Source organism: Lysinibacillus sp. NPDC096382 (assembly GCF_044762845.1).
Lineage (GTDB): Bacteria > Bacillota > Bacilli > Bacillales_A > Planococcaceae > Lysinibacillus.
The window spans coordinates 1-20,448 of record NZ_JBIWFC010000022.1 but is presented as its reverse complement, the minus strand read 5'-3'; the positions used below and the strand labels follow the sequence as shown (position 1 = coordinate 20,448).

Here is a 20,448-nt window from a genome sequence, read left to right as displayed (position 1 = left end):
ACGAAAGTTTTGCTGAAAAACTGCAACAATCCTATGTATCTTCTTGCAAACTCTACTTTATTTATCGGTCAAAGAAAGAGCTCTTACTCATTTAATTTTAGGTTTTTATCAATTATGCCTCGGTAAAATTGATTTAATAATCCTAATTTTTTACACATACTTGCCCATCATTCACCATAGTTTAAATAGACGGATGAAAGGATGGGATACATTTGCAAAACGAAATTCAAACAACGGAACTAAAAAAGACGATTGTTTTCATTATTGAAAGCTGTATCGATAAAGGGCTGTATCCTTTTGAACGGGTTGCAACGCTGGCAAAGCTACTTACAAATCAAGAAGTTTTCATATTTGTAAAGACCCCTTCAAACGATGGAATTCAAATTTTAATGAATGAAAATCTCTCGCCAATCTTATTTGAACATTTCGATGAGCTACCAAAGCAAATGAAAGGTATTCAGCCTGATTTAATTGTAAGAGATGGTCGTAACTCCGAAAGCTGGCAAATACAGAATTTACGACCGTTCTGCAAAATTATCATTCATTTTGATGATTTTGGTGAGGGTAGCCAAGCCTGTGACTGTGTATTGCTAGCACTCTATCAAGAAGTTAAAGATTATTTACCATCCCATTATATTGGGGGGAGTTTCAACTTCGCATTACCACAAGCTTTTCAGAAGTTTGATGATAGACCAGACAGTAAAATACCTGAAAATCCACCTCATATTGTTGTTGCTTTTGAGGATGGGGACGAGCATAACTTAACCTACCGTACTCTTCGACACTTAACGCAGCTACAAATTCCACTACAAATTACAGTGATGATTGATGAAAGCTATCGCCACGCAACCGATGATCTGCAAATGATGGTGCTTAGTCGTCGTAATACCGCCATTCTTCGTGATAAAAACGCACTCCTAAAACTATTACCAAAAGCAGATGTAATTATTTGCAATGCTAACTATACACCTTATAAAATCGCCTCTTATGGTGTACCTTGTATTACTCTTGCACAAACTGAGGCTGAGCTATTACATGCCTTCCCTCGCGAACAGAACGGCTTTATTCACCTTGGACTTGGTCGCAAAATGAAGCAATCACAAATCCAAAACGCTGTCATGGAGTTTTTATTACATGAGGCCCGAAGCGAACGAGCTGTAAAAAAACAACGACAGCTCAATCTAGCAAGTAATAATGAAGCACTACAGTCACTACTTTTAGATTTCGCTTACGATCGACACAATATCGCTTCTACTTAGTGATTCTTTGAAGGTGGATATGATACAATGTAGAAGAATTTCATCTTTAATTATAGAAGTGAATTCAAGCAACATTAGTACCCGATTGATAGTAACTAATAAGCGGTGGGGGATTAAAAAACCTCCATCGCTTTTACTTCTTTCAGCAGGTGTCCAAACACCCGCTGAAAGAAGTTAAAGCCTCCGGCGGATGTCACGGAATCGAACACAAAGCCGATTCCGGACACAATTATGCCGAGGCATAATTGATACGCATTCGTTATACAACTAAACACATAAAGGAGCAGTCATCATGCCATCAAAAAGTGATATTGAATATCAAATTAGAGAATTAAAAATGGATTATATGAATTTACAAGGCGACATCGAAAAGCTTGAATCTACAGGTCATAATGATCAAGTAGCAAAAGCAGAGCAACGTCTTGCAAATATGGAAGCAACGCTAGCGCAATTAAATAAACAATTAGCAGAACTATAAAAATGATATCGGCGGTCATAAAAAAACTTAGGCCGCTCTCTCGGAGGAACGTATATGGCAATATTAACAGTTGAAAATTTAGGTCATTCTTTCGGTGACCGCACGCTTTTTAAAGATGTCTCTTTTCGTCTAGTTGAAGGTGATCATATTGGTCTTGTAGGTGCAAACGGTGTTGGTAAATCAACATTAATGGGCATCATTACAGGCCAAACAATCCACGATACTGGTAAAGTTGAATGGCTTCCAGGAACGCATTACGGCTATTTAGATCAGCACACTGTATTGACAGCTGGCCGAACTATGCGTGATGCATTACGTGACGCATTTCTTCCTTTATATAAAAAAGAAGAAGAGCTTAATGAAATTACAGGAAAAATGGCTGAAGCAACACCTGAAGAATTAGAAGATTTACTAGAGCAAATGGCTGAAGTGCAAGATGCTCTGGACGCAGGAGATTTCTATTCTCTTGATATGAAAATTGAAGAGGTTGCACGCGGTCTTGGTCTTGATGCAATTGGCTTAGAACGTGATGTTGCTGCCCTTTCAGGTGGTCAACGTACAAAGGTTTTACTAGCTAAGCTATTACTTGAAAAACCAAAAGTTTTATTACTAGATGAGCCGACGAACTATCTAGATGAAGAGCATATTACATGGTTGAAAAACTATTTAAAGAACTATCCACATGCTTTCTTATTAATTTCGCATGATACCGAGTTTATGAACAACACGGTGGATGTTATCTTCCAACTAGAATTTTCAAAATTAACTCGCTATACAGCGACATATGAAAAGTTTTTAGAGCTTGCTGAAATCAATAAGCGCCAGCATATTGATGCTTATGAAAAACAACAGGAGTTCATTAAAAAACAAGAGGATTTCATTGCGAAAAATAAAGCTCGCTACTCAACTACTGGTCGTGCAAAATCTCGCGCCAAGCAACTTGACCGTTTAGAGCGTATCGATCGTCCTGAAACAGCTGTAAAGCCTGAATTCGGCTTTAAAGAGGCACGTTCTTCAAGTCGTTATGTAGTAGAGGCTGAAAACTTAGTCATTGGCTACGACAAGGATAAGCCGTTACTTCCTCCACTTACATTTGCTATTGAGCGTGGGGAAAAAATTGCTCTAGTTGGTATGAACGGTGTTGGTAAATCAACATTATTAAAAACAATGTTAGGCAAAATAAATCCGCTAGATGGAAAAGTAATTCGTGGTGACTATCTTTACCCATCATACTTCGAACAAGAAGTAAAAGCTGAAAAAATTACACCTATTGATGACGTATGGAATGCCTTCCCTTCTATGGAGCAAGCACAAGTACGTGCAGCATTAGCACGCTCAGGACTAAAAACGGAGCATATTACTCGCCCTCTTAATTCTTTATCTGGTGGTGAGCAAGCAAAGGTTCGTTTATGTAAGCTCATGATGGATGAAGCAAACTGGCTTCTATTTGACGAACCGACAAACCACTTGGATGTCGATGCAAAAGATGAGCTAAAACGTGCCATGAAAGAATTTAAAGGCACAATCATACTAGTAAGCCATGAACCTGATTTCTATGAAGGTTTAGCAACAAAGGTTTGGAATGTCCAAGACTGGTTTACTTCAGGACAACAAAGCTAGAAATATTATCAATATGGGCAGTTACCGCTGTGATTCATGGATCAAATCGGGACTGCCCTCTTTTTTGACTGGAAATCGAGTGTCGATTGTAGCAATTTGGTGGTTCTTTGAGCTACATGAGTGGTTTTTTGAGCTGTCTGATTAAGTTCCTCGGCCTACCTGAGCGGTTTCTTGGCAAATCCGATCTGCTCCCTGCCTACCAGAGCGGTTTCTTGGCAAACACGAGCGGTCCCCTGGCCTACCAGATCTGTTCCTTGTCCAACTAAATCTATTCTCTGACCTACCTGAGCAGTTCCCTTGCCCATTCAAGCCTGAAAACAGCCCTCTTCTCAGCACCGACATAAAAATTTATTTATCTATGCATAAAAACCTGCATTAAATCATAATAATAATCAGTGGATTAACAATATAACTATCTCCTTCAAATCAGACTATTTCTCTCTATATTAGAACAGCTCTCTTTTTTCTATGAGCTTCTATTATTAATTGAGTAAACTTACATCATTGTAAGCTGAATTCGCGAAACTTTTCGCTCTTTTGTGCGTATATTTTAGTGTAGTAGAAAAAATTTATTTCTGTTTAAAAATTTTCAAAAAACTATTGATTTATATATAGCTTACTAGTAAGATATATGTATAACCTAATTAACTTACTAATAAGATATATATTAAATATAATTCTAAAAAAGAAAGCGGGGAATGAAGAATGACAGTTACAATTTATTCACAAGCGAGCTGTTCTTCATCCAGAAAAGCATTAAAATGGTTAAAAGATCACAAAATCGAATATAAAGAAAAACGTATTACTTCACATCCACTAACACTTGCTGAATTTAAAGAAATTTTAAGCATGACAGAAGATGGAACAGACGAAATCATTGCAACTAACTCAAATGATTTTAAAAATTTAAATGTTGATATTGATCAGCTCTCTATCCAAGAGTTGTTTGCCATCATCCAAGCTCACCCAAGAATGTTACGAAGCCCAATCTTAATTGATGAAAAACGTATTCAAGTTGGGTACAATGAGATGGACATTCGCCGTTTTATTCCACGAAGAGTACGTGCTTATGAGTTAAACGCGATGACAAGATTGGCACAAGAAAGTTAAAACAGTTTTGGAGTTGACCTTATATGGATCAAGAAAAAGAAAGAGCCATTACCTCGTTGTTTGAAGTAGTATCTTCCATAGAGCGTAAGTGGGCAAACGAGTGGAATAATCATAATGTACTCGGCTTTTCAAAATCCCATATTTTAATTTTAGACTACTTATCGCAGGAGGGACCAAAACGCCCTTCTGCCATTGCTGATCGGTTAAAAGTGACGACAGGTGGTGTCACTGTTTTAACAAGTAAGCTCATTAATGCTGGCTTTATTGAAAAAACACAGCATGCAACGGATCGACGAGCATCCCAATTGAAAATTACTGCTGATGGCGAAAATATTTTAGAAGATTCCCGCCAGCAAGTTAGCGCAATTATACAAAATATGTTTGGTATGCTGTCAGCTGAGGAAGTACAAACATTACGTGATATTTTTGCAAAATTACTCAACGCTGAACCTAATCGACATGAGTAAACGCTTCATTTTCACACCGTAAAAAGTTAGACATGCAATCTAACTTTTTACGGTGTTTTTCTTTTTGGGCTAGTTTACGGTAATTCCCCCTTTCGCTTTATCAGCGGTGTCTGAGGTTTTGACGGAAATAACTCCCGGAGTGATGGATAGAACAGGCAAAGTGACTTGACTAAAGTCTTGTGCCTAACGGTGGGATTTCGAGGTTAAGCGGGGTTTCTTGCTTGTTAGCGGCGAAACTTTATGGTTTAGCGGCGTTCTTTGCTTGGTTGGCGGCGCAACTCTATGGTTTAGCGGCGTTCTTTGCTTGGTTGGCGGCGCTATTCACAGTTTTAGCGGCGAATTCCAACATAAGCTGGAAAATTTAGAAAAACTAAAATCAGGGTTGAAAAACTTTGTATAGAATCTTACACAATATTAAAGATTTGACTCGGTTTACCGGCGTTTCTAGCACTGTTAGCAGCGATATTCGATGCTTTATCAACGATTCTTACTCTTCTATCAGCGATGTTCGGGAGTTTATCAGCGATTCTTACTCTTCTATCAGCGATGTTCGGGAGTTTATCAGCGATTCTTGCTCTTCTATCAGCGATGTCCACGTTATATCAACTTTTACCACCATCGATGTTCATCCTCCAGGCTATAAAAATCCATCAAAAAAAGATGCATCGCAAAATAATTTTGCAATGCATCTTTTTTTGGATTGGATTGGCCGGGCGAATACTTCCGTCTAAGTAATTATGCTAGTGCGACCAATGCATTTAGTTATGCTGGCAGCACAGACTCTACTATGGATGCATCGGCCATTAGCATTTCTTTTAAACGAGCTTTTGCACGGAATAAACGCGATTTCACAGTCCCAATTGAAACTTTCATAATTGAAGAGATTTCCGCAAGTGAAAATTGGTCTATGTAGAAATACCATAATGTTTTACGATAAATTGTATCTAATTGACCCATTTTATCCTGTACTAATTTAGTAACAATATCTTTTTCAATTTTTTCTTCTGTTGAAATGTCATTATTGGGAACCAAATCTAATATCGGTACGTCTAATGTTTCAGGTTGGTTCATCATGTATTTACTACGTCGTGTTTTTTTACGGTAGCGATCTCTAAATGTATTCATTGTAATTGTTGTTAGCCAAGCTTTAATATGCTCCACCTCGGCAACGCTATCCTCATAGCGCACAACTTTTACCCATACTTCTTGCATTAAATCTTCAGCTTCTACATTATTGCGAGTAAGTTTTAAACATAAATGGTATATGTAACGATTGTATTCCTCATATACGCCTTCTAATTTTTCATTCATCGTGTATTCCTCCGCTTCTTGTTCTTGCTTCTATACACATTCTCGCAAAATAATGTATTACACTCTATCGTATTGGCTTTCAATTACATTACAATCGTGTAAGCTTAAATGCTTTCACTTGTAATATTCGTAAATAATGTTTTATTACTATATTTATTATTCAGAGAAAAGCTTTATAACACGCCCTTCCCCCTTCTTTTTTATTGAATATACAATAGTATTCCCTTAAATTTCCCAGCGCGAAGGAAATCAGATTTTTCATACATTTTAAACACTTAATTCAGCAACCCCAATCGAAAGGCAGAAGCAACAACTTGAGTGCGGTTCTTTGCTTCATGGGCTTTTTCGTTCGGAAATTCGATAGTTCACCGGGTTCAGACCATTTTTTTCTAATCAAATTCAAAAAAATGTTATATGATAAATGAAATAATATAAAAAGGAGCTGGCTATTATGATCTTCTCACCATTATTTGAACACGATGTACCTGAAGTTATTCTCCCTTAACGGAGAATCATCATTTCTCCGTTAAGGACAGGCATTGTCTAGAGATAACGGAGGGGAAAAAATGAAAAAAACCTTATTAGGTTCCTTATATTTATCACTTGCTGCAAGCATTTGGGGCGGCATGTACGTAGTAGTAAAGGTAGTTGTCGATACCGTACCACCTTTAGAATTAGTATGGCTGCGCTATACGATTGCCATCATCGCTTTGTTCATCATTGGCACTATTACAAAGCAATCGTGGAAAATTGATAAGCGGGACTGGCTGTTAATTTTTATGATTGGGCTAATTGGAAATACGATTTCTATCGTTGCCCAAGAAATTGGTACTATGCTGTCTACTGCACAAATGGGCGCCATCATTACAGCAACGACACCGGCATTTATGGTTGTTTTTGCGCGATTCATTTTAAAAGAAAAAATCACTTTTAAAAAAGCTGTATCTATTATTTTAGCGACGTTTGGAGTCTATATGATCGTAGGTAATGCACATATCGATTTCTCCCATCAGTTAGGTGGGGTTGCTTTACTAATCGCTGCCCTAACCTGGTCACTGATGTCTGTCCTTATTAAACGGGTACCAGAGCAGTATTCACAAATCGTTGTCACTAGCTACGGAACACTTGTCGCTATCATGGTCTTAACACCTTTAGCCATTCCAAGACTAATAAAATTAGACTTACATGCTATGGCAGAACCATCCATCTGGGGTGGCCTACTCTACTTAGGCGTTATCTCTACAGCGTGTGGCTTTTTACTGTGGAATCGTGGATTACAGATGCTTAATGCCGCAAGTGGTGGTTTATTTTTCTTCTTTCAACCAATTGTCGGTACCTTCCTAGGATGGCTATTACTAGGTGAACAAATTGGCCTATCCTTTTGGGCTGGAACTGCATTAATCTTTAGTGGTGTACTATTGGTTATTCGTGAATAAACATACTAAAAGCTGAATGATCTCTCTCATTCAGCTTCTTTTATGTTGCTGAAGATCACTCTACTTTATTTCACATAACGTCGTAAGTGTTTTGCTGTATATGAGTTTTCTATATCCAATAAATCAATAGGATAACCTTCAAAAAGAACATTTCCTCCTAAGTTTCCACCCTCTATCCCCATATCCACGATCCATTGTGTTGGAACATAATTAATGTTTTCTTTTTACTTAAAAGTTTTTTAAACAACACTAATAAATTGTCAATGTCAGCTTCGTGCAACCCTGTACTCGGCTCGTCCAACACAATAAGGTCATTACTTGGATCGCCCAATATTCTTGCCATTTTTACCCTTTTTAAGCTCCCCACCCGAAAAGGTGTCTAAACTTTGACCTAAGTGTATATAACCTAAATTCGCCATAATTAAATTGGCCATAAACCTTTGAATACCTTGATCACTAAAAAATCCTAGCGTTGCAACCATTCCATACTTTTTGAAAACGATTAAAAAAACTTTGAAAATCTTCGATTAAAGTTGTCGTAGAAGACATTTAAAAATCCCTTATCAACATAAAACTAAAAATTCGAAATTTTTAAACAACATAATTATACTCGTTTGTAAATTAACACCTGTTAAGTGTATACCCAACTTGATTTTAAATCGAATCCAAAAAAATTATTCCTGACTCAGTCTCGTAATCCATTTGGGACGATAAAAAAATTTAGCTACATTGATTGACCCTCCCCTTAGAGGAAGCATTATATTTAAAACAGGGGGTGATTGTTATGCTTACAATCAGTGAGTTTTCAAAGATCTCACATTTCACATTGAAGACTCTTCGTTATTATGATGAAATTGGACTTTTAAAACCTGCTTTCATAGACGCTAAAAACAACTATCGCTATTATAATATTTCTCAATTAGAAACAGCTTTATTGATTGCACGCTTAAAAAGCTATTTATTTTCATTAGAAGAAATTAAGGTTATTTTAGCTAACCGGGAGAATACCGAACTTCTTAACTCTAAAATGAAAAGCAAGCAAGAAAATCTGACACAGCAGATTACATTTTATTCTTCGTTGTTAAAAAAATTAAAGCATGATATTCAACTATTAGAAGAAGAGGAAAATATCATGGGTTATTTAGATCAGATTGAGGTTAAACTTGTGGATCACTTAACCTATCATATATTATCTCAACGAAAACAAATAAATACCGCTGATTTTCTATTACACTTTAATGAATTGTTTAGCAAAATTTTGTTTGAAAATTTATCATCTATTGCAAAGCCACTTGCTATTTTCCATAGTTCAGAATATGAACCTGAAAATTATGATGTAGAAATTGCGATACCCCTTGCAATGGCCACAAATAAAACAAGGGTGCTTAATCCTGGTCTTTGCGCAATGGCTACGCTTATTGGATCTTACGATGAATTACCTTCTATTCATACAAAGCTGCATGTTTGGATTGATGAAAATAACTTTAAACTGAACGGTGCTCCGTTTGAAGTTTATCAAACGGACCCCTATAGCACACCGGAGGAGAGTAATATCATTGAAGTATATTTTCCCATAGAATAAATGAAGGAGCGTCATACAATGTACGGTATAAAAAAACCAACGATAAAAGAAAAAATCTTGATTTTAGTTGCTGAGATTATCTATTTAATCATTGCCTATTATTTACTTTTCATTACCTATGACAAATCTGGCATTTCACTAGGGTTTTTTATTGCTTTAATTATTACAGCTTTACGATTAACAGCTATGATGTTTATATGGTTGCCTAGGGGTATTGCATGGCAAGAAGCCATCATGAACAGTATAGCTTTTGGGATTTATTATTTAGGTTTCCCCATTTTAATGATTACAAGTAATCAGGATGCAAACTTAACGGTACTTATTGTAGGCTGGATATTATTTTTAGGCGGCAGTATGTTAAACACAATTTCAGAGTTACTTAGAAAACCTTTTAAAGATAATCCTGTAAACCAAGGTAAACTATATACAGATGGTTTGTTTAAATATGCGATTCATATTAATTATCTTGGAGATTGCCTTTGGGTACTAGGCTTAGCGCTAATCTCTAACAATATTTATAGTTTGCTTATCCCTCTAGGTTTATTCTTAGTATTTGTTTTTGGCTATATTCCAAAATCTGATGATTACTTACAAAATAAGTACGGAGAACAATTTACACTATATAAGCAGACAACTAAAAAACTAGTTCCTTTTATTTGGTAAATAGCAACAAACTCTGAGAACGGAGTATTCAAGATCATCTATTGTATGGTGATCTTTTTTAACTTCTTTCAGAAAATGTTATATGTAGCGAAAGCAAAGCGTCAGCTACATATAACAACTGTAACTGACGCTTCGTATGTTTAAGATACCGTATCCCCTTGTATTGGCTCCTTACCATCTTTAAAAAGAATACGAATGGACTTTCCATATACCAGATCAGGGGAATCCATTACCTGAAAATGAATATGAGGTTCTGATGAATTACCAGAGTTTCCACATTTCCCAATAAGTTGCCCTTCTGTTACGTTATCGCCTGATTTTACTAAAATTGAGTTATTTTTAAAATGTGCAATCATACTAAATTCATGATTAGCATGTTCAATCACGACATAGTTTCCTGCTGGATTATGTTCATCCATTTCACCAGGCACATTATCTTTTATTCCATCTACAACTTTTACGACTTTACCATCTGCTGGCGCTATAAGATCTTCGTCAAAAGCATAAAAATCTTCATTTCGAATTTGGCTATTTTGATAAGATTCCCCATCTCGAACTTTTACTAAATCGTAAGCATATCGCTGACTTTCATATACATAATGATAATTTACAAATTCATTCGTACCACCCCAAACAACAAACCACTCATCTCTAATTGGCATTATGTATTTATTTTTCGTATATTGTTGGTCCGTTTTTGGATATGTAGTAAAAGGCTTTAAATAAAAACGCTGTATTTGATTGAGTTCATCAAAGGAAGCTACAACTACTTTCTCTCGTTTATCATCTGACCATACGTAATGTGTTAAATTTTGTAATATCGTCTTTGTTTCTAATTGATAATTTTCCACGCCACTATTAAAAGATGTGCTTAGCTCAATGAATTGTTCTAAAGTGACGATCTGCTGAAAGTCTTTTGATGTAGTATCATAAATTTTTTCGTAACCTTCTCTTAACCAAATATCTATGACTTCTTCTGGACTACCGAACTCCCTCACGACAACAACCCCCATTAATGTATAAATAAATCATTTAATTGTATTTACGAGGTTTAATTACAAAAAGTTTCAATAACTACTTTTTTTCTCATCGCCATAACGTGGTGTTGATTTCCGTTCCGACTGGGCGCTTTCCTTGGGGCGTCCGTGAGCCGCTTCACTGCAGGGCCCATCTGTGAGGCTACGCATTAAGAGAAACGTTAGAAACCATTGCTATAACAAGATTCCCCAACCACATTATGCTATACTATTTCTATTATCGAAATATTTGAAAAGAGGGATGCTAGATGACAAATTTACAGCAATTAGATGCGTATTTCTCAGAACATCGCGAAACACATTTAAATGAATTAAATGAATTTTTACGTATTCCAAGTATTAGTTCTTTATCAGAGCATAAAGGAGATATACAAAATGCCGCTGAGTGGCTAGCAAATGCTTTTAAAAAGCTAAATCTTGAGAATGTCTCTATTACGCAAACTGCAGGTCACCCTGTTGTTTATGCGGATTGGTTACACGCAGAGGATAAACCAACAATTCTATTTTACGGTCATTATGATGTACAACCGGTTGACCCACTAAATTTATGGGAAACAGAGCCATTCAACCCGACAATCCGAGACAACAAACTATTCGCTCGTGGTGCTAGTGACGATAAAGGGCAAGTGTTTATGCACTTAAAAATGATTGAAGCATTATTTGCAACAACTGGCACTTTACCAGTGAACGTGAAATTCATCTATGAAGGTGAAGAAGAAATTGGTAGTCCTAACCTTCCTGCCTATGTTGAAGAACATAAGGAGAAACTAGCTGCTGATCTAATTTTGATTTCTGATACAGGTTTATATGGCCCTGGTAAGCCTGCTGTATGCTATGGATTACGTGGCTTAACAGGTGTTCAAATTGATGTTCGTGGTGCAAAAGGCGACCTTCACTCTGGTCTTTACGGTGGCGGTGTCCAAAACGCTATTCATGCATTAGCTGACATTTTAGCATCCTTCCGCGATGAGCATGGCACAATTCAAGTTGAGGGCTTCTATGATAAAGTTTTACCATTATCGGAAGAGGAACGCGAAGCTTACCGTGCGCTTGGTTTCGATGAAGAATCCGTGAAGGAAGAAGTTGGCGTGAAAGAATTATTCGGTGAAGCTGGTTATTCCTATTTAGAACGTACTTGGGCACGCCCAACATTAGAGATCAATGGTGTGTTTGGTGGCTTCTCTGGCGAAGGCATTAAAACAGTGCTTCCTGCTGAGGCTGGCGCAAAAATCACATGCCGTCTAGTACCAAATCAAGAGCCTAATGAAATTGTAGCACTATTAAAAGCACATATTGAAAAACATAAGCCAACTGGCGTTGAAGTGACAATCTCTGAATTCGATAAAGGTCGCCCATTCTTAACACCATTTGATCATCCATTTATCCAAGCTGCTGGCCGCTCATACGAAAAAGTATATAATGTGCCAACTGCTTACACACGTGGAGGTGGATCAATCCCTATCGTAGCTGCCTTTGATGAAATTTTAGAATTGCCAGTAGTGCTAATGGGCTTCGGCTTATCAAGCGAAAACTTCCATGCACCAAATGAACACTTCCATTTAGAAAACTTCGATAAAGGATTACGCGTTTTAAGTGATTATTTATTCGAGGTAGCTGAATTACAAAAATAAATTAAATAAATCCCCTCGTCTATTTTAAACGAGGGGATTTTACTTTTGTTATTCTCCAAAAATTGAAACGATATCTACTGATTTTTTACGTTCTTTCCCTTTTGGTACTTCATCAAAATAGCCAACTTGTAGCATCGCGATCACGCGCTCACCTGGCTGAATCTTTAGAGCTTCACGGAATTTCGGGTTATCTAGGAACCCAGGTGTTTTCCAACATGAGCCGATTCCTCTATCCCAAGCTAGCAATTGCATATTTTGAATAAAAATACTTGCCGCTCCGTAATCTTCTAAACGCTCTTTTTGTCGAGCATCCTCTGGAACGATGACAAAAGCATAGCCACCCGGTAATGTAAATTTCGTCATTTGCTTCGCTAAATCTTCACTTGAAAGCTCCTGCCATTTCGGTATCGTTAGATCACGCAATAAATTATGAAGACCATCTAACTCCTTACCACATGCAACAACTAAACGCCAAGGCTCTCGATTTCCATGATTCGGTGCCCACACTGCATCGTCAATAATGGCCAATAAGTCTTCACGATCTACCGGCTGTCCATTAAACTTTTTAATAGATCGACGCTCAATAATCGCATCCCTAACAGATAAAATTTGTTCGCTCATTTACTCTTATCTCCTTCTAAACACTACAATAATTAAGATTTATCTTCATTCAGCAAATGTTTTATGTAACGTAAGTGAAACGGCCGTTACAAATCTCTCTTGTACCGAAAGCAAAGCGACAGGTACAGAAGACTAGACTCCCTTCTCTGAAAGTGATGAGATAAATTCAGATATAGTTCCTTTATTTGGTGTCCACATACCTACTGAATGAAGATAAAGCCTCCGGCGGATGTCACGAATTTTGTAATCACAATTCAAAATCCGGACGCAATTACGCCAAGGCAAAATTAATATCTTCTCTCTTTCACATTATCACAAAATGATGAGCTTTAACACTACTATCACCTTAAGCAAAACTATCTTCTATATGAATATAATGATAAGTCATGCTTGGCGTATAAGCCGTTGAATCTTCATAAAAATACGGTCGATTAATGCTATCTGAAGTGTGTGCATTAACATATGGAATACCATTTTGGATACTTGTCACAATTACGGAATGATCAACTCTTCCATCCCCTTGGAAATCATAAAAAATGATATCCCCAAGTTCTAATTCTTCCGCAGATTGTACACGCCTACCCTTCAATCCCGTTGTAGAGCCTTCCAAATACCATCTAAGGGAATGTGCAACAGACCAGCTAAAGCTCCAATTTCCATGTTGAACCCACCAACCTTTCCCTCTATTTGGAGCACCTCGCATCGGTGCTCCTCCAGCAAGTAAACATTGGGATATATAGTTCGTACAATCAACAGTAAAATTCGGAAATGCTGGATTACGCCTGTTCCACCACAAGTTTGCATACTGTACAGCGGCCTGTCTGTTATACATTTTTGCCACGCTTCCCCTCCTTAAGTTCAACATATGTATAATGAGGGATTTCTATTAGCTAGGTCCTTATTCATAAAAATGTCGAATGTGGTCTTATTTGGCACTATCATTGCCAATTTTGAGATAGTTTTTGCTACAATAAGGGTAAGGAATTATAGGCTTTTATATTACGAATCAGAAGGGATGTTGAAATTGAAGCAGCATGCTGAGAAAGAAATTATACAACCTACTCTTTTATGCGATAAAAAAGGTAATTTAAATCCAGCTGCCATTGGATTTGCTCGTAAACCTCTCATAAACAGCAATTTAAGTGGCCATATCATGCGCAAAAAGAAATGGAATTATTGGTGTGTCTATGGCGATGAGATCATCTTCTCAGCTACTATTAGCCATCTAGACTACGCAGCGGTCTGCTTCGTCTATTTCCTTGAATATGAAACACAGCGCTACTTTGAAAAAACAATTACAATTCCATTGGGTGGAAAGTTAAAAATGCCTACGCAGGTGCTAGATTCAGTATCCTTCAAAAATAGTGAAATGATGATTGATATGACATATGTACAAAATGAAACACATCTATCCGTTTCAATCCCAGACTTCGATGGAGATGTTTTACGTGCAAAGCTTGTCATTCAGCATCCGCCTACAGATGAGTCATTGAATGTAGTCATCCCTTGGAACCGTAAAACATTCCAATTCACAGGTAAGCATCATATACTCCCCACTTCTGGGTTTGTGACGATTGGTAATCGCCGTTTTATGTTTTCTCCTGAGGAAAACTTCTCTGTCCTAGAATACAGTCGTGGCGTTTGGCCCCGTGAATCCACATGGACTTGGGGAATGGCCTCACAGCGAGTTCGAGGCAGACGAATCGGACTCAATTTAGGGGGTAAATGGACAGACGGAACCGGAATGACGGAAAATGCTGTTTTCGTTGAAGGTAAAATGACAAAAATACATGAGGATGTACTGTTCAATTATAATCAAGAGGATTTAATGCAACGATGGAAAATTAAAACTAAATTCACGAACCAAGTTTCATTAACATTCTCCCCATTTTTCGAGCGTGTATCCGTCACAAAAGCTGGTCTCATAAAATCTGAAGTACATCAAATGTTTGGCTATTTCGACGGCTCCGTATTACTAGACAATGGCGAAACACTTGTCATCAAACAAATGCTAGGCAGTATCGAAGAAAACCGCGCAAAGTGGTAAGAACCAAAAATTAATGGCTTGCTATACTCTTCACATACTAGGATTTAACGCACTGATTCGCACACCTCAGCGCGTTAAATCCGAAAAAGCCCTTAATAGCGCCTTTTTCGGCGATTGGCGGTTTTATCCGCCGCTTTAGCTGGTTCTATCCTCGTCAATCTGCCGGGGCTGATTCTCGATTTTGGCTGTTCTATCCACGGCTTTGACGGTTCTATCCACGATTTCAGCTGTTCTATCCACGACTTTGACCATTCTTTCTGTCGTTCTGGACTTCCTATCCTTTACTTTGACCATTCTACCCGTCACTTCGACTCTTCTTTCCATCGCCCTAATTTCTATCCATCACTTCGGCTTTTCTTTCCGTCGCTTCGGCTCTTCTACCGCTACTTTTGCCTTTCTATCCTTCGCTCTGTTGGGGCTATCCACTATTTTGGCTGCTCTATCCACGATTTCGGCGGTTCTATCCACGGTTTCAGCTGTTCTATCCACGACTTTGACCATTCTTTCCGTCGTTCTGGACTTCCTATCCTTCACTTTGACCATTCTACCCGTCACTTCGACTCTTCTTTCCATCGCCCTAATTTCTATCCATCACTTCGGCTTTTCTTTCCGTCGCTTTGGCTCTTCTACCGCTACTTTTGCCTTTCTATCCTTCGCTCTGTTGGGGCTATCCACTATTTCGGCTGCCCTATCCACGATTTCGGCTGCTCTATCCACGGCTTTGACGGTTCTATCCACGATTTCAGCTGTTCTATCCACGACTTTGACCATTCTTTCCGTCGTTCTGGACTTCCTATCCTTTACTTTGACCATTCTATCCGTCACTTCAGCTTTTCTTTCCATCCTCCGAACTTCCTATCCGTCGCTTTGACTTTTCTTTCCGTTGCTCTAATTTCTATCCGTCACTTAGGCTTTTCTTTCCATCGCTCCGAACTTCCTATCCGTCGCTCTAATTTCTATCCGTCACTTCGACTCTTCTTTCCGTCGCTCTAATTTCTATCCCCACCCCTGCCATTCAAACCTACTAATCAGTCAATCCAGATACTATCTTTTCCGGGTCGTCTGTAAATATTGCCTGTACACCAAGCTGCTGTAATTGCTTTGCATGCTCGACATCATTAACTGTATAGACACGGACAGTTGCTCCTTCATTAAGAGCTTCTTGAATGGATCTCCGAAATGCTGTAGGTAGGCTAACATGTATAGCATCTGCCGGTATTTGAGCTGTATAGCAGTTAAAATCAACTAAAATTTCTGCAAACAGTGCCGCTTTTTCAATATATGGTGCTCTTTGTGCGACGATCTGAATAGATTCATGATTAAAGGAGGAAATAATGACTCTCTCTGTCATTTGATATGCAGCGACCTCCTTAATTACAAGCGCTTCTATCCCGTTATATGGAAATATATCGGTTTTGAGCTCAATATTAATGCGGTGATTTGTGCCTGCAAATAGCTCTAAAACATCTCCTAGAGTTGGTATACTCTCCTCCTCAAATTTAGAAGAAAACCATGAACCATAATCAAATGCACGGAGCTCTTGTAGCGTGTAATCCTTTACGTAGCCAGAGCCATTAGATGTGCGATCGATCGTTTCATCATGAATAACGACTAACTCCCTATCCGCTGTTAAATGAACATCTAGTTCAATCCCTGTAATCGAAAGCTTTGATGCGGCCATAAAAGCAGCCATAGTGTTTTCTGGGTAATGTGCCGAAACGCCTCTATGGGAAAAAATATCCAAATTCGATAACCTCCTATTTCGCCCAACTCTCAACTCAGGTGGGCCATTAAAATTTCGATTTCTCTTCTTTCTTAATTAGCCTATTACAATTTCACTTGATGGTAAATATTATATATAGTAGTATGAGAATCTATTTGAAAATGCAAGTACTTAGGAGGTGCTAAAAAATGACTGCACAACATCCAGATTTTCAGGCTGAAGTGGAGCGGCTAGCTTACACTAAAAATTACATGCAGCAAATTTTAAATGAATCACAAAGAGGTTTGCAATCTGCTCAGGAGAATATTCGTAAGTCAATGGCAGATCTGGATTATTTAGATTCAAGTTTGGGCTATATTAATATTTTAGCAAATGCTCGTTTCTTTGAAATGGCCCGAAACCAAAAGGAAGGCTTAGAGGCTATTCAAAAAAAGCCTTACTTTGCCCGAATTCATTTCCAAAAGACAGGAGATCCTGAAGAATTTCTTTATATCGGAAAAACGTCTTTGTTTCATCGAGAAACCCATGAGCCTATAATAGTCGATTGGCGTTCACCGGTAGCAAACGTCTATTATGATGGTCGCCTTGGGGATATGGAATATGATGTTCGTGGAGAAATCCATAAGGGACATCTATTTGCCAAACGCCAATATAAAATTAATGATGGTGAATTGCTCGATTTACGGGATATTGATTTAACAACAAACGATGAATTACTGCAAGAAGCGTTAGCTGGAAAAGCAGATGTGCGTTTAACAGAAATCGTCTCCACTATTCAAAAGGAGCAAAACGAAATTATACGAGCACATCTTCGTCAGCCTATTATCGTACAAGGTGCTGCTGGTAGTGGAAAAACTACAATTGCCCTACACCGAATATCTTACTTCCTTTACACGATGGGCGAGCATTTTAACCCTGAGCAGCTTATGATTTTAGCACCGAATAAGTTATTTATCGATTATATTGGTGATGTTTTACCAGAGCTTGGTGTCGATAAAATTTGCCAAACAACCTTTTCCGATTACGTTCTAGCCGCGACGAAGCTAAAATTGAAACTTCAAAACCCAAATGAGCAGTTAGAATCTCTTGTTGCAGGAGAACCCCAACAGGTAGCTTCTTGGATATCTGAAATGAAGGGCTCGCTTTATTATCGGGATGTAATAGAACGATACGTTCAAATAATCGAGCAGGAAATTGCCAACCAATTTGAGGATGTTTTCATAGAAAAATACTGCATTATGCGTGCCTCCCATTTAAAGAAGCTATTTTTATATGAATTTTCTTATATGCCGATTGAAAAACGACTAGCACATATTAAAAAAGTGCTAGCAAGCCATGCTCGTCAAAAGAAACAGGCTATTTTAAATGCACTTCATAAAAAATATGATGAAGCACTTGGCAGAGCACTTGATGGATTTCGTGATGATGACAAACGGCGTCGGGTTGTCACGAAGTTTATTGATGAACGTGATGAACGCATTCCGGCCATTGAAAAAGAGGCAAAATCAACAGCAACAGTTTATATGCGACGCTTTGCTAAACATAACATCAAGACTCTCTATCGTACTCTTCTAACAAATGCTGAGCTTTTAGCAGAGCTTGCTCCAGAATGGCATTATCTTGAGCAACAGCAATTTTTACAGGCACATACTAAAGAACAATGGGCGCTTGAAGATTTAGCTGCAATTTATTATTTACAAGCTCGTATAAAGGGCATTCCTGATGAATGGAAAATGCGAGTCGTTTTCATCGATGAAGTACAGGACTATAGTTTATTTCAGCTTGCTGCTTTAAAGACTGGCCTTGAAACAGATATGTTTACAATGGTCGGTGATTTAGCACAAGGAATTCACAGCTATCGTTCTCTTACTGCCTGGGAACCTGTCCAAAATCTATTTCCTAGAGCAAGCTTTAGAACACTGCAAAAAAGCTATCGAACAACAATTGAAATTATGGAAGTCGCTAACAAAGTCTTAGCTCAAATGGATGAACAGCTTCCATTAGTAGAGCCAGTAGTTCGACATGGTAATGTCCCTACCTATATACAAGCTCAATCATTTGATGCCCTGCAAATGAAGGAAATTTTTGAAGCCATTCGAGCCAATGGACATCATTCCGTTGCTTTAATTTGCAAAACGACCGCAGAGGCAAAAACAATGCAGCAAGCATTAAAGGACAAAAAAATTGCTTCTCAGCTTCTAACTGAAAATGAGTCCATCAATCAGCAATTATTGCTCGTTGTTCCGAGTCATTTAGCAAAGGGCCTTGAATTTGATGCTGTGATCGTAGCTGCCTTCGATACACCTTTCTACGATACGAAGGTCGATCGCAAGCTACTTTATGTGGCACTCACTCGAGCCATGCACGAACTTTATTTAATTGGCCCAACAAAAAATACATTTCTATTAGAAAATGAACAGACATAATAATTGCGCTTTCGCTACTGTCGCTGCAAAAAACACTTACTGAAAGAAGATAAAAAAGTCGCTATTAAAGCGACTTTTTTGCATCGAACATTTAACTCATTTATCGATTCCGAGGCGGTATACGATAAAACCTCCCTCTGGATAAGTACGCCTTCACAACTTTCCACCATGACCTTGGTGCTTCCCTTGGAGGAGACTTCTTTTTAGGTAATGCCGGCATGCGCATGATAACGACTCCTTTCATAGGCTTACTAATACTATATGAAGATAGTTACAAATTTATGATAAAAAGGCCCCCAATATCTTACTGTGAATCCTCGGTTCATTCGTAAAAAACATGGCGGAATCTTAGCCATTTCTTGTACTATTTTTTTACTTATCCACAATAAAAAGAGAGATGTATCAAATATATGATTACATCCCTCTTTTTCACGTTCTATAAACCAAGTGCTCAAATATACGCTGTAAATTGTTTGCGTGTTAAGTTTTCATTTGGTCTAATTTTGCCGTTTTCATTTTATTGTCCGCCAGAGCGGTAATATACTCATTCGCCAGTGTGATGGATTGTTCTTGAAAAGCGAGCTTTGTCCAAGCAGTTGATATTCAAAAATTAAGGCTGCTTGGGTTGTTTCAAAGTGCCGGAGTCGTGCATTAGCTTTAAAGTACAATCAACTAGAAGAGGCAAGAAAAAGCTCTTGTGGCGCTTTCACATCGAATACTTTGGTTTTACATGCTATACATAAAGGAGCCATGCAAAGAACCGCGAATAAGTAAGTCTAACCAAAAAAAGATTTAATCGAAGTTAACTTGAACAGATACCTTGCTTTCTTGTTGGCACTTAATACTCCATACAGATCCTCATCTATTTTTAGAATACTAATAGGCCTAGAAATTATTTATTTTCACAGAAAAAAAAGCCGAGGAATTAAATCCTCGACTTTTTAGGTGCCTAGCGACGTCCTACTCTCACAGGGGGAAGCCCCCAACTACCATCGGCGCTAAAGAGCTTAACTTCCGTGTTCGGTATGGGAACGGGT

21 protein-coding genes and 1 rRNA gene are annotated in these 20,448 nt (G+C 38.0%); 13 read left to right on the top strand and 9 right to left on the bottom strand.

Annotated elements, in window-relative coordinates; genetic code table 11:
- The first annotated feature begins 212 nt into the window (after nt 1-212).
- The 7 genes from ACIQZA_RS22050 to ACIQZA_RS22020 all read left to right on the top strand — a co-directional run bounded on the left by ACIQZA_RS22050 (nt 213) and on the right by ACIQZA_RS22020 (nt 5,665).
- A complete protein-coding gene (locus ACIQZA_RS22050) occupies nt 213-1,259 on the top strand; it encodes a PseG/SpsG family protein (RefSeq protein WP_402883893.1) in 1,047 nt (348 codons plus the stop codon).
- Nucleotides 1,260-1,551: 292 nt separating this feature from the next.
- Entirely contained in the window at nt 1,552-1,737 is a 186-nt protein-coding gene (locus tag ACIQZA_RS22045; RefSeq protein WP_132360124.1) for an SE1832 family protein, read from the top strand.
- Between the two features lie 54 nt (nt 1,738-1,791).
- Nucleotides 1,792-3,357 carry an ABC-F family ATP-binding cassette domain-containing protein gene (locus tag ACIQZA_RS22040; RefSeq protein ID WP_400940818.1) on the top strand — a complete coding sequence of 522 codons (1,566 nt, stop codon included), beginning with the start codon at nt 1,792-1,794 and terminating at the stop codon, nt 3,355-3,357.
- A 705-nt stretch (nt 3,358-4,062) separates the two neighbouring features.
- On the top strand, nt 4,063-4,467 hold the full coding sequence (gene spx / locus ACIQZA_RS22035; protein WP_053484570.1) for a transcriptional regulator Spx: 405 nt from the start codon (nt 4,063-4,065) through the stop codon (nt 4,465-4,467).
- 23 nt (nt 4,468-4,490) lie between these two features.
- On the top strand, nt 4,491-4,934 hold the full coding sequence (locus tag ACIQZA_RS22030; protein ID WP_142509466.1) for a MarR family winged helix-turn-helix transcriptional regulator: 444 nt from the start codon (nt 4,491-4,493) through the stop codon (nt 4,932-4,934).
- A 221-nt stretch (nt 4,935-5,155) separates the two neighbouring features.
- Nucleotides 5,156-5,299: a hypothetical protein gene (locus tag ACIQZA_RS22025; protein WP_402883895.1), complete on the top strand. Its 144-nt coding sequence runs from the start codon at nt 5,156-5,158 to the stop codon at nt 5,297-5,299.
- Between the two features lie 27 nt (nt 5,300-5,326).
- The gene (locus tag ACIQZA_RS22020) at nt 5,327-5,665 is read left to right on the top strand and encodes a hypothetical protein (protein ID WP_402883897.1); all 339 of its coding nucleotides are present in this window, start codon (nt 5,327-5,329) and stop codon (nt 5,663-5,665) included.
- 31 nt (nt 5,666-5,696) lie between these two features.
- On the opposite strand, the gene ACIQZA_RS22015 is transcribed toward ACIQZA_RS22020, so the two are convergent.
- Entirely contained in the window at nt 5,697-6,245 is a 549-nt protein-coding gene (locus ACIQZA_RS22015; protein ID WP_132360114.1) for an RNA polymerase sigma factor, read from the bottom strand.
- A 566-nt stretch (nt 6,246-6,811) separates the two neighbouring features.
- Here ACIQZA_RS22015 and ACIQZA_RS22010 point away from each other — a divergent pair.
- Complete coding sequence (locus ACIQZA_RS22010) at nt 6,812-7,681, top strand: DMT family transporter (RefSeq protein WP_400940824.1); 870 nt, start codon at nt 6,812-6,814, stop codon at nt 7,679-7,681.
- A 172-nt stretch (nt 7,682-7,853) separates the two neighbouring features.
- On the opposite strand, the gene ACIQZA_RS22005 is transcribed toward ACIQZA_RS22010, so the two are convergent.
- Complete coding sequence (locus ACIQZA_RS22005) at nt 7,854-8,024, bottom strand: hypothetical protein (RefSeq protein WP_402883899.1); 171 nt, start codon at nt 8,022-8,024, stop codon at nt 7,854-7,856.
- A 441-nt stretch (nt 8,025-8,465) separates the two neighbouring features.
- Here ACIQZA_RS22005 and ACIQZA_RS22000 point away from each other — a divergent pair, with 441 nt between their 5' ends.
- Both ACIQZA_RS22000 and ACIQZA_RS21995 read left to right on the top strand, forming a co-directional pair.
- The gene (locus ACIQZA_RS22000; protein ID WP_400940829.1) at nt 8,466-9,263 is read left to right on the top strand and encodes a MerR family transcriptional regulator; all 798 of its coding nucleotides are present in this window, start codon (nt 8,466-8,468) and stop codon (nt 9,261-9,263) included.
- An 18-nt stretch (nt 9,264-9,281) separates the two neighbouring features.
- On the top strand, nt 9,282-9,926 hold the full coding sequence (locus tag ACIQZA_RS21995) for a methyltransferase family protein (RefSeq protein WP_400940832.1): 645 nt from the start codon (nt 9,282-9,284) through the stop codon (nt 9,924-9,926).
- Between the two features lie 140 nt (nt 9,927-10,066).
- Here ACIQZA_RS21995 and ACIQZA_RS21990 read toward each other — a convergent pair whose 3' ends face one another.
- Nucleotides 10,067-10,924, bottom strand: a complete 858-nt coding sequence (locus ACIQZA_RS21990) for a M23 family metallopeptidase (RefSeq protein WP_400940834.1) — start codon at nt 10,922-10,924, stop codon at nt 10,067-10,069.
- A 287-nt stretch (nt 10,925-11,211) separates the two neighbouring features.
- Between ACIQZA_RS21990 and ACIQZA_RS21985 the strand changes: the two genes are divergently transcribed.
- Nucleotides 11,212-12,594, top strand: coding sequence for a dipeptidase (locus tag ACIQZA_RS21985; RefSeq protein ID WP_400940836.1), 1,383 nt, complete (start codon nt 11,212-11,214; stop codon nt 12,592-12,594).
- 48 nt (nt 12,595-12,642) lie between these two features.
- On the opposite strand, the gene ACIQZA_RS21980 is transcribed toward ACIQZA_RS21985, so the two are convergent.
- Together ACIQZA_RS21980 and ACIQZA_RS21975 are read right to left on the bottom strand one after the other, a co-directional pair.
- The gene (locus ACIQZA_RS21980) at nt 12,643-13,215 is read right to left on the bottom strand and encodes a nitroreductase family protein (RefSeq protein ID WP_400940838.1); all 573 of its coding nucleotides are present in this window, start codon (nt 13,213-13,215) and stop codon (nt 12,643-12,645) included.
- 346 nt (nt 13,216-13,561) lie between these two features.
- Nucleotides 13,562-14,056, bottom strand: a complete 495-nt coding sequence (locus ACIQZA_RS21975; RefSeq protein ID WP_132360098.1) for an amidase domain-containing protein — start codon at nt 14,054-14,056, stop codon at nt 13,562-13,564.
- Between the two features lie 183 nt (nt 14,057-14,239).
- Between ACIQZA_RS21975 and ACIQZA_RS21970 the strand changes: the two genes are divergently transcribed.
- A complete protein-coding gene (locus tag ACIQZA_RS21970; RefSeq protein ID WP_400940841.1) occupies nt 14,240-15,262 on the top strand; it encodes a DUF2804 domain-containing protein in 1,023 nt (340 codons plus the stop codon).
- Between the two features lie 342 nt (nt 15,263-15,604).
- On the opposite strand, the gene ACIQZA_RS21965 is transcribed toward ACIQZA_RS21970, so the two are convergent.
- From ACIQZA_RS21965 to ACIQZA_RS21955, 3 genes are all read right to left on the bottom strand, one after another.
- Nucleotides 15,605-15,835 (bottom strand): hypothetical protein, encoded by a 231-nt coding sequence (locus ACIQZA_RS21965; protein ID WP_402883902.1) that lies wholly within the window; start codon nt 15,833-15,835, stop codon nt 15,605-15,607.
- An 18-nt stretch (nt 15,836-15,853) separates the two neighbouring features.
- On the bottom strand, nt 15,854-16,087 hold the full coding sequence (locus ACIQZA_RS21960; protein ID WP_403009976.1) for a hypothetical protein: 234 nt from the start codon (nt 16,085-16,087) through the stop codon (nt 15,854-15,856).
- A 199-nt stretch (nt 16,088-16,286) separates the two neighbouring features.
- Nucleotides 16,287-17,006 carry a glycerophosphodiester phosphodiesterase gene (locus ACIQZA_RS21955; RefSeq protein ID WP_142509474.1) on the bottom strand — a complete coding sequence of 240 codons (720 nt, stop codon included), beginning with the start codon at nt 17,004-17,006 and terminating at the stop codon, nt 16,287-16,289.
- Nucleotides 17,007-17,173: 167 nt separating this feature from the next.
- Between ACIQZA_RS21955 and helD the strand changes: the two genes are divergently transcribed.
- On the top strand, nt 17,174-19,411 hold the full coding sequence (gene helD / locus ACIQZA_RS21950) for an RNA polymerase recycling motor HelD (protein WP_402883906.1): 2,238 nt from the start codon (nt 17,174-17,176) through the stop codon (nt 19,409-19,411).
- Between the two features lie 947 nt (nt 19,412-20,358).
- On the opposite strand, the gene rrf is transcribed toward helD, so the two are convergent.
- Nucleotides 20,359-20,448: ribosomal RNA gene (rrf, locus tag ACIQZA_RS21945) — 5S ribosomal RNA — on the bottom strand; the annotation flags it as partial.